This window comes from Vicinamibacterales bacterium (genome assembly GCA_036496585.1).
Taxonomy (GTDB): domain Bacteria; phylum Acidobacteriota; class Vicinamibacteria; order Vicinamibacterales; family 2-12-FULL-66-21; genus JAICSD01.
This window is the reverse complement of sequence record DASXLB010000028.1, coordinates 1-12,742: the sequence shown is the minus strand read 5'-3', so window position 1 is coordinate 12,742 and position 12,742 is coordinate 1. Positions and strand designations below refer to the sequence as shown.

Below are 12,742 nucleotides of genomic sequence, written 5' to 3'. Positions count from 1 at the left end.
CGGCAAGTCGTCGCGCGAATGACAGCCATGCGCGACGATCATTCGAGTGCGGCGGGAATCCCCTCGACGGCACACGCTCGTGCAGCGCACGCGCAACCGTGATCCTGATCCGCGCCGCCGCCTATCTCGCGCCCATCAGGATCTCGACCGTCAGCTGGTCGAGCCGCTCGTACCCGAGGCCGCGCCCGCCGAGCGCGACACGGTCGTACGATTTCGCCTTCAGGGCTTTCCCCTTTTCGGCGGTGTACTTGTCTGCCGCCCAGTCCGGCTCGTCCGTCGTCGCAAGATCGGCCAGGATCGCCGCGATCTCCGGATCGGCGTTCCACTTCCTGGCGCGCTCCTTCATCAACTCGTAGGTGCGGATGCAGCCGCGCGCGAACGCCTTGACCCCTTCGAGATCTTCCGTGCGGTAGGCGTGCGCGTCGAAGTGGCGGCTGCCCTGATAGCCGACGTCCTCGAGGAACTTGACGACGAAGAAGTTCTGCTTGAGGCTGTTGGCGCCGAAGCGGAAATCCTGGTCGTAGCGGCCGAACGCCTGGTCGTTGAGGTCGATGTGGAACAGCTTGCCGGCGTCCCATGCCTGCGCGATCGCGTGCAGGAAGTTGAGGCCGGCCATGTGCTCGTGCGCCACCTCGGGGTTGACGCCGACCATCCCGGGATGTTCGAGCGTGGCGATGAAACCGAGCATCGCGCCGGTCGTCGGCAGGTAGATGTCGCCGCGCGGCTCGTTCGGCTTGGCTTCGAGCGCGAAGCGGTAGTCGTAGTGCTGGTCGCGCGCGTACTCGCAGAGGAAGTTGACGGCGTCGCGCATCCGCTTGATGGCGTCGAGCGGGCTCTTGGTCGCGTCGGACTCGACGCCCTCGCGACCGCCCCACATCACGTAAATGCGCGCGCCCAGATCGTAGCCGACGTCCATCGATCTCATCGTCTTCTGCAGGGCGTAGGCGCGGACCTTGGCGTCGTTCGACGTGAAGGCGCCGTCCTTGAACGCCGGGTCGGTGAAAAGATTCGTGGTCGCCATCGGCACCTTCAGTCCGGTGTCGGCGAGCGCCTTCTTGAAGTCCTTGACGATCCGGTCCTGCTCGGCCGGCGTCGCGGTGATCGGTATCAGATCGTTGTCGTGGAAGTTGACGCCCATCGCGCCGACTTCGGCCAGCAGATGAACGATCCGATCCGGAGCGATCGGCTGGCGCACCGGTTCGCCGAACGGATCGCGCCCCTGGTTGCCAACCGTCCAGAGGCCAAAGGTGAACGTGTTGTCGGACATTCCGAGTCCCTCTCGCGTTGTACTATGGCGCGTGTCTCAGCTTCGCTACGCCGCCGCCGCCTGCCAGACCGACTTCGCCAACCCGCTCGATCGCGCGGCGATGCGCGCGAACACGGATCGGATGCTGGCGATGATCGACGCCGCGGTCGCGGGCAGCGCGCCGTTCCTGCCCGTCCGCCTGATCGTGTTTCCCGAGTTCGCGCACGCCGCGCCGGTCTTTGCCACCGTCGCCGAGCTGCGCGACAAGCTTGCCGTCCCGATTCCCAACGAACACACCGACCGGCTCGCCGCGAAAGCGCGCGAGCACGGCGTCTACGTGCAGAGCGGGTCGATGATCGAGACCGACCCGCGGTGGCCGGATGCCGTCTTCAACACGACCTGCCTGATCGGCCCAGAGGGCCTGCTCTACAAGTACCGTAAGGTCAATCCCTGGATCCCCTACGAGGTGCACAGCAGCCCGCACGACCTCGAGGGATACGACGAGCCGCTGTTCCCGGTCGCCGACACGCCGATCGGCCGCATCGGCTGCGCCATCTGCTACGACTGGCTCTTTCCGGAAGCGATCCGCCAGCTGGCGATGAACGGCGCCGAGATCCTCGTACGGGTCTCGGCCTACATGGACCCGTGGGGCGCGACCGAGCCCATGAACTGGTGGACCGTCGTCAATCGCTGCCGCGCCCTCGAGAACGTCGCCTACGTGGTTGCCGCGAACCAAGGGGCGTCGCTGCGTCACTACCCGCCCTACTCGTGGCCGGGCGGCAGCCAGATCGTCGACTTCGATGGCCGCCTCGTCGTCGAGGCCTCGCCCGGACCAGGCGAACGCATCGTCGTCGGCCCCATCGACGTCGGGGCCCTGCGCCACGAGCGCGAGAGCCGCGCCGGCCATCACATGCTCTCGCACCTCAGGACCGAAGCGTACCCGATTTACGGTCGCCCCGTATATCCGCCGCTCACCGAAGCCCTGTCGTATGAAGCCAACCTGCGGCGCATCGCGAAAGCAAAGCACGGATCGCCCTGATCTTTCTGTCCTCCGCTGTCGGCGCTACTTGCGTGCGATGTCCTGACGCAGCGGGCCCACCATGACGGTGAAGCTGCCCGGTTCGGCGATGCGCGTGCCGTCTCGGCCGATGAAGCTGAAGTCGTCGCGCGTCAGGTGGAACGTGAGGGCGCGGCGCTCACCTGCCGCGAGCGGGACCTTGACGAACCGCTTGAGGCGCTTGACCGGCGGAGTCACGCTCGCGGACTTCTGCGAGACGTAGAGCTGGACGACTTCCGCGCCCGCAATAGCGCCGGTATTCGCCACGGTCACCGAAACGTCGGTCGCGACGGCGAGCGCGCCGCCGGTTGGCGAGACGCTCAGCCCGGAGTACGCGAACGTCGTGTAGCTCAGCCCGTGGCCGAATTCGAACTGCGGATGAAACGACTTGTCCTGTTCGTCGAACGCCTTGTGGTCGTAGGGGACGAGCGCATTCGGGTCGCGCGGATACGTGATCGGCAGCTTTCCGCTCGGGTTGACCGTGCCGACGAGGACGTCGGCGATCGCCTGACCTCCCTCGATGCCGGGATTCAAACCGAGCACGATCGCCTGCGCGGCGTCGGCCACCTTGCGAATCAGGCGGGGCCGCCCTTCGAGCAGGAGCAGGATCACCGGTTTGCCGGCCGCAGCCACCTCGCGGGCCAGCCGGATCTGCGCCGCCGGCAGCTCGAGATCGTCGATGTTGCCGGGCGTCTCGGCGTAGGCGAGCTCGCCGAGACAGAGAACGACGACGTCGGCCTGCGCGGCGGCGGCGCGCGCGGCCGCGACGTCGATCTCGGTGTCGTAGTCCGCGCCCGGCACGTAGGTGACGCGGCCGCCCAACGCCTTGTCGAGCGCGCCACGGACCGTCGGACGATCGCTCGGGTACAGGTCCTTGCGGTTGCCCTGCCAGACCAGCGACCATCCGTTGTTGAGCGCGAGCAGCGAATCGGCGGTCGGCCCGGTGAGAAGGACGCGCGCCGACGAGGCCAGCGGCAACACGCCGGCCGCGTTCTTCAACAACACGATCGACTCGCGCGCGGCCGCCAGCGCGAGGCGGCGCGCTTCGGGCGATCCTGCTTCGACGGCCGCCGTCGTCCCGCGCAGCGGGTCGTCGAACAGCCCGAGCCGCGCCTTCATCGTGAGGATGCGGGTGACCGCTTCGTCGATGCGGGCCCGCGGCACGGCGCCGGATTCCGCGAGCGCCAGCAGCAGGTCGGGAAAGCCGTAGTCGCTCGGGACCATGCTCATGTCGATGCCGGCCAGGACGGCATCGCGGGTCGCGTCCCGCTCGTTGGCGGACGTGTGATGGGTATCGACCAGCTTTTTGATATCGGCCCAATCCGACACCACCACTCCGTCGAAGCCCATCTCGCCGCGAAGAACGGTCTTGAGGAGGTGGCCGTTGACGTGTCCGGGGATACCGTTCACTTCGCCTGAATTGACCATGACCGACAGGGCGCCGGCGCGCACCGCGGCCGCGAACGGCGGCAGGTAGGTCTCGCGCAGCAGGACGTCAGGAATAAGGGCCGGCGTCCGATCGTGGCCCGTCACCGGCGCGCTGTAGCCGACGTAGTGCTTCAGCGTGGCGCCGACGCGGTCAGCCGCTGCCGGATCCGCGCCCTGATAGCCGCGCACCGCGGCCACCCCCATCACCGTCACCAGATGGACGTCCTCGCCAAAGGTCTCCCACAGCCGCGGCCACAGCGGCTGGCGGCCGACGTCGAGCACCGGTGAGAAATTCCACGGCAGGCCGGCGGCCCGTGTCTCGATGGCCGCCATGTGGCTCCCCTGCATCATCAGCTCTGGATTCCAGGTTGACGCCATGCCGAGCGGCTGCGGAAAGAGCTCGCCGCCCCGCACGTAGTTGGCACCATGGATCGTGTCGATGCCGTAGACGACGGGAATCCGGAGACGCGTCTTCCGCGCTTCATCCTGGATGGCCGTGACGATCTCGCGCCACTTCGGCAGCGGCAGCGCCTGGTCCTTGACGTTGAGGATCGAGCCGACGCCATACTCGGCGATCGCCTTGTGCAGCTTGTCGGGGTTGATGCGGATGGCCTCGCCGTCGCCGTCCGTGATCATGCCGATCTCGAGCTGCGTCATCTGCCCGACCTTCTCCTTCAGCGTCATCTTGCCGAGGAGGGCGCGGATCTTTGCGGCGTCGACGTTCACAGGCGCGACACGCCCGTTCTGATCGAGAAAAGCCTGGCTGTCTGGTGGTGTCCCTGGCCCCTGGGCGATAAGTGGGACGCCGACGACCAGGAAAGCAACCATGGCAATTAGTGCGCGCATCGCGCGCATCATAGTCGTGAACCCGGCCATCCGGTATATGTCGAACGGCAGAGACCCCAGGGCCAGGACCATGCAGGCTCGCGGACCAAAGATTTAGCAAAGGTGGTCTGACCCCGGTCTGACCCCGGTCTGACCCCGGCTACGCCGCCATCCCAGCCATCAGCCGCATCAGCGCATACTGCGTCGCCTCGCTGCGGGGCAGTTCGCCGGTGATGCGGCCGTCGCGCAACACGATGATGCGCGTTGACAGGTTGAGCACTTCCGGAAGCTCCGAGGAGATGAGAATCACCCCTTTGCCGGAGGCCGCGAGCTCGTCGATGAGGCCATGGATTTCCGCCTTGGCGCCGACGTCGACGCCACGGGTCGGCTCGTCCAGGATCAGAACGTCGCACCGCGCGGCGAGCCACTTCGCGAGCACGATCTTCTGCTGGTTGCCTCCGGAAAGGCCGGCGGTGATGGTCTGGGGGCCGGGCGCACGCACGCGGAGGCGGGCGAAGTACTCGGCCGCGAGCGACCGTTCCGCCTGGCGTCTGACGAACGACAACCGGGCGAGCTGCTTCAGAATCACGAGCGACGTGTTGCTGCCGGCCGACATCGACAGCACCAGTCCCTGCCGCTTGCGGTCCTCGGGAACCAGGCCGATGCCGCTGCGCATCGCCTGGTCGATGGCGCCAAGCGGCACGGCGCGCCCGTGCACGGCGACGCGTCCGGTGGCGTTCGGATCGAGACCGAAGAGCGCCGTGGCCACCTCGGAGCGGCCGGCGCCAACGAGACCGGCGAAGCCGACCACCTCGCCGGCGCGCACCGAGAAGGAGACGTCACGGAACTTGCCGGGGCTCGACAGCCCTTCGACACGCAGCAGCTCCGACCCTGGCGGCGCCTGGACGTGGCTGGGCAGATAGTCCTCGAGCGAACGGCCGATCATCATCTGCACGAGCGTCTTCTCGTCGAGCGAAGAGGTCGGCTGCGTGGCTACGTGGCGTCCGTCGCGCAACACCGTCACGGTGTCGCACAGGCGGAAAATCTCCTCCATACGGTGACTGACATAGATCGCCGTCACCCCCTGCGCGCGGAGCCGGCCGAGCAGCTCGTAGAGCTTCACGGCCTCGTGCTGCGACAGGCTGCTCGTCGGCTCGTCGAACACGATGATCCGCGCGCCGCGGCCGACCGCGCTCGCGATCTGCAGCATCTGCTGCTGCCCCGCGGTCAACGAACCGACCGTCCTGTGCACGTCCAGCGGCGCGTCAATCGCCGCGAGCATCCGCTGCGCCCGCGCCAGCATCTCGGCGCGCGACACGAAACCGCGGCGCGACGGCAACGTACCGAGACAGAGATTCTCGGCCACCGACAGGTTGTCGCAGAACAGCAGTTCCTGGTGCACCATGCCGATGCCCGCCGACAGCGCCGCCTGCGGGCCGCTGAACCGGACAGTCCGTCCAGATACCCGCAGGCTGCCGCCGTCGACGCGGTAGAGGCCGGCGAGGATCTTCCCGAGCGTGCTCTTGCCGGCGCCGTTCTCGCCGCACAGGGCATGGCACGAGCCCGCCGCGATCGCGAAGGACACATCCTGCAGCGCCACCACCCCGGGAAAGCGCTTGGTGACGCGGTCGAACTCGACGGCGGGCGATGCCGGGCCCGAAAGGCTCCGGCCTGCAGCGTCGTCGCTCACGGGCGCTTCAGGTAGTCGGGATTCACGTCGGTGAAGCCCCAGTCCTTGAGCTGACGCGCCCAGGTGCCGAGATTGTCCTTGGTCACCTTCACGAGCTCCATCGGGATGATCTCGGGAACCGATTTGCCGTTGTGGACTTTGTCGAAAATCGTCTTCACACCGATGTAGCCCCACTGATACACGGGCTGCGCGAGCAGCACCGGCGCGAGCCCCTTGTCGACGTAGGCGAGTTCGGCCGGCAGCGCGTCGACTGAGACGATCTTCACCTTGCTCGCGTCGAGATCGGTCAGCAGTGTCGGCGTGAAGAGGGGCCAGCCGCCGATCATCGCCCAGCCCTGGATTTGCGGATAGGCGTTCTGCGCGCGAATCACTTCCGCAGCGGCGTCCTGCGGCGTCTCGATGTGATAGAAGGTGTCGACGATCTTCATGTTGGGGTAGGCTTTCGCCGCCTCCTTCACGCCTTCGACGCGCTTGCGCAGGTTCGGCGCGTTCTGGTTGCCGGCGAGGATCGCGATCGAGCCCTTCTCGCCCATCTGTTTCGCGAGCTCGTCCATCACCGCCTTGCCGGTCTTGATGTCGTCAACCCCGTAGAAGGCGAAGCGCTTCGACTCGGGCGCGTCGGAATCGAACGTCATCACCGCCACGCCGCGGCCGACGGCGTCGTTGATCGCGCCGGTCACCTTGCCGGCGTCGGAACAGGAGATCAGAATCGCGCCGGCACCCTCGTTGACCGCCTGGGCGATCCGCTGCGCCTGTACCTGACCGTCTTCGGCGGGAGGGGTCAGCCACGCGATCTCGACCGGGACGCCGCTCTGCTGCGACAACTCCTTGGCGGCCGCCTCGGCGCCGGTACGGGCCGAGAGAAACACCGGGTTGGTCGAGCTCTTGGCGATGACGGCGATCTTCAGTTCGCCTTTGTTCGCCCCCGCCGGCGTTCCGCCTGCCGGCGCCGATTGCTGGGTCGTTCCGCTGTTGCCGCCGCCACACGCCGCGACGCTCAACGCCAGCGCGGCGCCGGCGACCACCGACCACTTCTGCCTGTTCACCATCGATGCTCCTCATGACGAAAGACGCGGTTGTTTTCCCCGAATCATGCCTTGCCTGCCGCCGCCGCCAGCCGCCGCGCGGCCAGCCGGGCCGACGCCTGGTCCAGGACCACGGCTACGATGGTCGCGCAGCCGATGATGATCCACTCGTAGTTCTGATCGAAGTGCAGCGTGCGGATCGATTGCCGGATCAGCACGATCAGCAGTGCGCCGAGCGCGGCGTTGATGGCGCTCCCCTTGCCTCCCGACAGCGAGGCGCCGCCGACGACCGCCGAGGCGATGACGTAGAGTTCGTAGCCGGTTGCGTCGACGCAGGACGCCGAGCCGTAGAAGCTGGCGCCGATGAACGCGGCAATCCCTGCCGTCAGACCGGAAATCACGAACACGCCGGTCTGGATGCGCGGCAGGCGCAGTCCGGAAAAGCGGCTCGCCTCGGGGTTGCCGCCGATCGCAAAGACGTGCCGGCCCATCACCGTACGCGTCAGGTAGACGGCTCCGACGGCCGTCACCGCCACCATGATCAGGATCGGCACCGGATAGAGCGACGAGGTCAGGCCGAGCGAGGCCTTGGCGACGTCGGTCAGCGCCCGCGGCACCAGGATGCTTTCGGCGCTGCTCGCGACAAAGGCGATGCCGCGCAGGATCCACATCGTCCCGAGGGTGATGATGAACGGGTGGACGCGCAGGCCCACGACCATCAGTCCGTTCAAAGCGCCGCAGATGACGCCGACGCCGACCGCGACCGTCAGACCCGCCAGGAACGTCGCCGCCGGGGACGCGGGCGAGTGCGCCCGCAGCACCATCGCCATGGCGACGCCGGCCAGGGCGTAGACCGAGCCGACCGACAGATCGATGCCGCCAGAGATGATGACGATCGTGGCGCCAACCGCCATGATCGCGAAGAAGCTCGCGTCGGTGCCAACCTGGATGAGGGTGTTGGGGTTGAGGAAGTTGTTGACGCTGTGCCCGGACAGGCGGTCGACGTGACTGCCGGCGAAGGCCGTCAGCACGGCGCCGAGCAGAATGATGATGACGACCAGGCCGGCCTGCTGCGAGGCGAGGAGTTTCCGGAACATCCGCGCTAGGATGAGACTGTAGACAGGCCCGCGCTGTCAATCTGACGAGCGTGGCGGTACGCCGCCAGGGCCGCCCCGGCCCCTCAACCAGCGCCGCAGCTTCTGGGTGCGGGTGGCGCGGACCTCGACGGGCAGGCCGATGCCATTCCGGGCATAGGCCGCCGCAGCATCCTTGACCGACTGCCCGTCCAGAAAGACGTCCGCCAGCCGGCGGGCGATTTCGGCATCGTAGCCGGGACGATTGCCCCAGTAATGCGCAAACCAGGGATCGGCGGCCTGCAGGCGGCCGCTGCGGGCGAACACCAGCCCCTCGGCCAGCTGCTCGGTCACGAACAGCCGGAAGCCGGCACGCCCCAGCTCCTCGTAGAGCGCGATCGCCTCGTCGAGCAGCGCGCGATCCGCCGCCGCCAGTCCCACGACCCCCGAATTCCACATGGCGTCCGCGGACGTGGAAGTATGGCCTTCGAGCGGCGTGCGCCGCAGCGTCTTCCAGACGCGGCGATGCCCTGGCCGGCGCGCCCGGCTCAGCGTGTATTCACGCCTGTGCATGAACACCGCGCCGGCGTGCAGCCTTTCGACGAACGCCGAGAGATCCGTCGTCGCCACCACGTCGGCGTCCACGAGCACGATCGCGCCGCGCTCGGGCCAAGCCGTCTGCAGCAGCATCAGTTTCTGGCGCATCGAGAACGGCTCGGGCCCCTGCCAGGCCCGCAGCAGAGACGGATCGAGATACTGGATCTCGACGCGCGTGCCGAACCACACGTAGCGGTCCGGGTGGTCGGTGGCGACCACCAGCTCGTACGGCTCCGGCGCGAACGCTACGAGCGACACCAGCATCATGACCGACTGGCGATACACTGCCGGGTTGCTGCCGTAGGCGAGGGTGACGTAACGGGTCACACTCACGGAGGGCTTCCGCGCGCAGACGTGGTGAGGCGCCGCAGCGCCCTCCCCGAGCGGAGGCGGCTGAACGGCAGGCGCACTATCGGCACTGGTTCGTAATCAGCAGCAATTCAGGCAACGGCTCGCGCGCGAGCACCCGCGCCAGCTTCACGTCGAAGGTCGGACGCCGATCGACGACGCAGGTCGTCCCGAGCCGCCCCTTGAGCGCCTGGTAGTCGTCGCTCGACAGCACGGCGTAGACCCGCCGGGGCGCCTGCACGGCACGCACGAACGAATCGGCGTCGAAATAGGTGTCCACGTGACGCCGCAGATAGTACGTCATGCTGGGCAAAGACGCTTGGTAATGCGCGACGACGTCACCCGGCTGAAGCCGCTCGCGCAGCACCGCGCTGAATCCCGGCACCGGCTTGTATCGCTCGAACTCCGGTAACACTCCTACGACGAAGACCCAGTTGATGCCGACAATCGCGCCGAGCAGCGCGAGGGCTGCCGCCGCGGGACGCCGCATCAAGGCGAGCAGCAACGCCGTGGCTCCCCCCAGCACGCCGACGACGCCGACCACGACCGCGGCCTCGAGGGCATAGACGCGCCCGCCGCCGCCGAAAACCACCAGCACGGCCGCCCCGGCGAGGGCCAGCAGCGCGCCGGCCGCCGCCAGGCTGCCGAGCAGCCACCTGCGCCAGCGCGGGTCCGAAAGGCCGCGCGCGACCGCCATCCCGCCGAGCGCCGCCACCGCCGGCGCGATAGGAAAGATGTAAAGATCCTGCTTGCCAGCGGAAAACGAGAAGAACCCGACGATCACCACGATCCAGCACCAGAGCAGCGTCTCGATCCGCGTGCGCGACCGCCACGCGGCGAATGCCGCCATCGGCAGCAGCATCGACCACGGGAACGTGTCGCTGAACACCACCGGCAGGTAGAAGAGCGGGCCGCGGTGAAGCCGCACGCCGACCCCTTCGGTATAGCGCTCCAGGTTTTCAGTCACGAGGAACGACCGGATGTAGGTCCAGCCATGCTCCCCGTAGAGAACGCCGTACCAGGGCACGACGATCGCGGCGACGATCAGGATGCCGGCCGGCAGCATCATCTCGCGAACGCGCCACAGCTCTCGGCGCGCGATCAAATAGACGGCGAAGGCGAGGCCGGGCAGCGCGATCGCCACGGGCCCCTTGGTCAGCGCGCCGAGGCCGACCGCCGCGTACATCAGCACGAGGTAGCGGCGCCGATGCGGCGGGTCCGCTTCGCTCATCGCGAAGAACGCGAGCGTCAGCGCCATGAACGCCGCGACCCAGATATCGATGTAGATGCGGCGGGCGAACATCAGCAGCCGCGGCGTGGCGAGAAGCCCGGCGGCGGCCCAGACGCCCGCCAGCCGCAGACGCGGGCTCACGGCCTCATCGTCGAACCGCGCCGCAATCAGGTACGCGCTGAGGACGATGAGTATCGCCCCGATCGCGATCCCGAGGCGCTGCACGCCGACCGAGACGCCGAACAGCCGGTAGAGGCCGGCCACCATCCAGTAGCTGAGGACCGGCTTGTTGAACCGCGGCTCGTAGTTGAACGACGGATTCACGAGATCGTGGGCCTCGAGCATCTCGCGCGGCGTTTCGACGTAGTACGCCTCGTTGGCATCCCAGATCGTCGAATTGCCGAGGGCCACGAAATAGACGGCTGCGCCGGCGGCGACCAGAACCCACAGCACGAGCGCAATCCGTCGATCGCGCCCGGGCTCTTTAGTGCCGGAAATGACGGCGCCCCGTGAAGACCATCGCCAGGCCGCGCTCGTCGGCGGCGGCGATGACTTCGGCATCCCTGACCGACCCGCCCGGCTGCACGACGGCGGTGGCGCCGGCGTCGGCCAGCGCATCGAGCCCGTCGCGGAACGGAAAGTACGCGTCGGAGGCGACAACGCTCCCGGTCAACGACACCGGCGGCTGCCCGCCGGCCGCCTTCATCACCGCGACCTTGACGGCATCGACGCGACTCATCTGCCCGGCGCCGACCGCGAGCGACCGATCCCTGCCAGTGAAGATGATCGTGTTCGACTTCACGTGCGCGCACACACGCCAGGCAAAGCGCAAGGCTTCCCATTCGTCGGCGGTCGGCTGGCGCCTGGTGACCACGCGGATCGAGGTTGGCGGCTGGGCGTGGAGCGACTCGGGAGGCCAGGGATCGCGGGCCTCGACGACGTGATCGCGATCCTGTACGAGGATGCCGCCGAGGATCGAGCGCATCTCCTCTCCCGAGTGACGGAAGCCGTCCAAATCGGTCGTGAGCACGCGCAGGTTCGTCCTCTTCGCCAGGATCTCGCGCGCGTCCTCGTCGATGGCCGGCGCCATCACCGCCTCGATGAAGGTCGAGGTGATGGCGCGCGCCGTGCCGGCATCGATCGGCCGGTTGAGCCCGACGATGCCGCCGAACGCCGACAGCGGGTCGGCGTCACGGGCGCGGACGTAGGCGTCGGAGATGGTCGCACCGGTCGCCGTGCCGCACGGATTGGTGTGCTTGATCACGGCCGCGGCCGGCTCGCCGAATTCGAGGACGATGCGCAGCGCCGCGTCGAGGTCGAGCAGGTTGGTGTAGGACAGCTCCTTGCCCTGATGGACCTTCCATTCAGAGGGAGTGCCCGGCGCAGCCGATTGCAGCCAGCCGGCTTTCTGATGAGGGTTTTCGCCATAGCGCAGCGGCGTCGGCGTGGCGGCAGGGCTTCCCTTCATGACCGCGCCGCCGCGGACGAACCCGCCGTCCTCGAGGCAGATCGTCTTCAGCGTCTGGGCGATCAGCGAGTCGAACGTCGCGGTGTGCGCGAAGGTCTTCTGCATCAGCTCGAAGCGGAACGCCAGCGACGGCCCGCCGTCGCGATCCATCTCGTCGAGGACGCGCGGGTAGTCAGCCGGATCGACGACCACGAGCACGTCGCGGAAATTCTTGCCGGCGGCGCGCAGCAGCGACGGGCCGCCGATGTCGATCTGCTCGACCAGCTCGTCGAACGGCGTTTCGGGATCGCGGGCGGCTGTCTCGAACGGGTAGAGGTTGACGACGACCAGATCCACGAGCGTCACGCCGTGCGCTTCAAGGGCGGCGAGATCGTCCGGGCGGTGCCGGCGCGCGAGGATGCCGGCGTGAATCTTCGGGTGCAGCGTCTTCACCCGGCCGTCCATCATCTCGGGAAAGCCGGTGACATCCGAGACGTTGGTCACCGGCAGTCCGGCGGCGGCAAGCGCGGTCGCGGTGCCGCCCGTCGACACCAGCTGGACGCCGCGTCCGAGGAGACCGCCCGCGAAGGCCGTCAGTCCGGTTTTGTCGGAGACGCTCAGAATGGCGCGCATGGCAGGCGTTTTTCTTGACACATCCGTGTAACGGCGGCTAGTATTTCCACGGCGCTGGCGGGCCAGCGTCGAAAGCCGAGGCCGCGCACTCGCGGTCTTTTTTTATGTTCAGGCCCATTGCAAGGCAGGAAAAGTACGATGC

At 67.8% G+C, this 12,742-nt stretch carries 9 protein-coding genes; 1 reads left to right on the top strand and 8 read right to left on the bottom strand.

The genetic code is table 11. From position 1 onward, the window contains the following. Positions 1 to 121 precede the first annotated feature (121 nt). The gene (gene xylA, locus VGI12_08760) at positions 122 to 1,267 is read right to left on the bottom strand and encodes a xylose isomerase (protein ID HEY2432754.1); all 1,146 of its coding nucleotides are present in this window, start codon (positions 1,265 to 1,267) and stop codon (positions 122 to 124) included. Positions 1,268 to 1,298: 31 nt separating this feature from the next. Between xylA and VGI12_08755 the strand changes: the two genes are divergently transcribed. After that, on the top strand, positions 1,299 to 2,285 hold the full coding sequence (locus tag VGI12_08755) for a nitrilase-related carbon-nitrogen hydrolase (protein ID HEY2432753.1): 987 nt from the start codon (positions 1,299 to 1,301) through the stop codon (positions 2,283 to 2,285). 24 nt (positions 2,286 to 2,309) lie between these two features. On the opposite strand, the gene VGI12_08750 is transcribed toward VGI12_08755, so the two are convergent. The 7 genes from VGI12_08750 to purH form a co-directional block, all read right to left on the bottom strand. Continuing rightward, entirely contained in the window at positions 2,310 to 4,577 is a 2,268-nt protein-coding gene (locus tag VGI12_08750; GenBank protein ID HEY2432752.1) for a glycoside hydrolase family 3 N-terminal domain-containing protein, read from the bottom strand. Positions 4,578 to 4,716: 139 nt separating this feature from the next. After that, complete coding sequence (locus VGI12_08745; GenBank protein ID HEY2432751.1) at positions 4,717 to 6,246, bottom strand: sugar ABC transporter ATP-binding protein; 1,530 nt, start codon at positions 6,244 to 6,246, stop codon at positions 4,717 to 4,719. Beyond that, positions 6,243 to 7,292, bottom strand: coding sequence for a substrate-binding domain-containing protein (locus tag VGI12_08740; GenBank protein ID HEY2432750.1), 1,050 nt, complete (start codon positions 7,290 to 7,292; stop codon positions 6,243 to 6,245). Before VGI12_08740 ends, VGI12_08745 begins: the two co-directional genes overlap by 4 nt. Positions 7,293 to 7,336: 44 nt before the next feature. Continuing rightward, complete coding sequence (locus VGI12_08735) at positions 7,337 to 8,368, bottom strand: ABC transporter permease (protein ID HEY2432749.1); 1,032 nt, start codon at positions 8,366 to 8,368, stop codon at positions 7,337 to 7,339. 36 nt (positions 8,369 to 8,404) lie between these two features. Further along, complete coding sequence (locus tag VGI12_08730; GenBank protein ID HEY2432748.1) at positions 8,405 to 9,274, bottom strand: hypothetical protein; 870 nt, start codon at positions 9,272 to 9,274, stop codon at positions 8,405 to 8,407. A 76-nt stretch (positions 9,275 to 9,350) separates the two neighbouring features. Then, positions 9,351 to 10,973 carry a glycosyltransferase family 39 protein gene (locus VGI12_08725; GenBank protein ID HEY2432747.1) on the bottom strand — a complete coding sequence of 541 codons (1,623 nt, stop codon included), beginning with the start codon at positions 10,971 to 10,973 and terminating at the stop codon, positions 9,351 to 9,353. 31 nt (positions 10,974 to 11,004) lie between these two features. Continuing rightward, positions 11,005 to 12,600: a bifunctional phosphoribosylaminoimidazolecarboxamide formyltransferase/IMP cyclohydrolase gene (purH, locus tag VGI12_08720; GenBank protein ID HEY2432746.1), complete on the bottom strand. Its 1,596-nt coding sequence runs from the start codon at positions 12,598 to 12,600 to the stop codon at positions 11,005 to 11,007. Positions 12,601 to 12,742 lie beyond the last annotated feature (142 nt).

Coding starts and splice junctions, on each gene's coding strand:
- purH (HEY2432746.1), bottom strand. CDS start 12,600: ATGCGCGCCATTCTGAGCGTCTCCGACAAAACCGGACTGACGGCCTTC.
- VGI12_08735 (HEY2432749.1), bottom strand. CDS start 8,368: ATGTTCCGGAAACTCCTCGCCTCGCAGCAGGCCGGCCTGGTCGTCATC.
- xylA (HEY2432754.1), bottom strand. CDS start 1,267: ATGTCCGACAACACGTTCACCTTTGGCCTCTGGACGGTTGGCAACCAG.
- VGI12_08750 (HEY2432752.1), bottom strand. CDS start 4,577: ATGCGCGCACTAATTGCCATGGTTGCTTTCCTGGTCGTCGGCGTCCCA.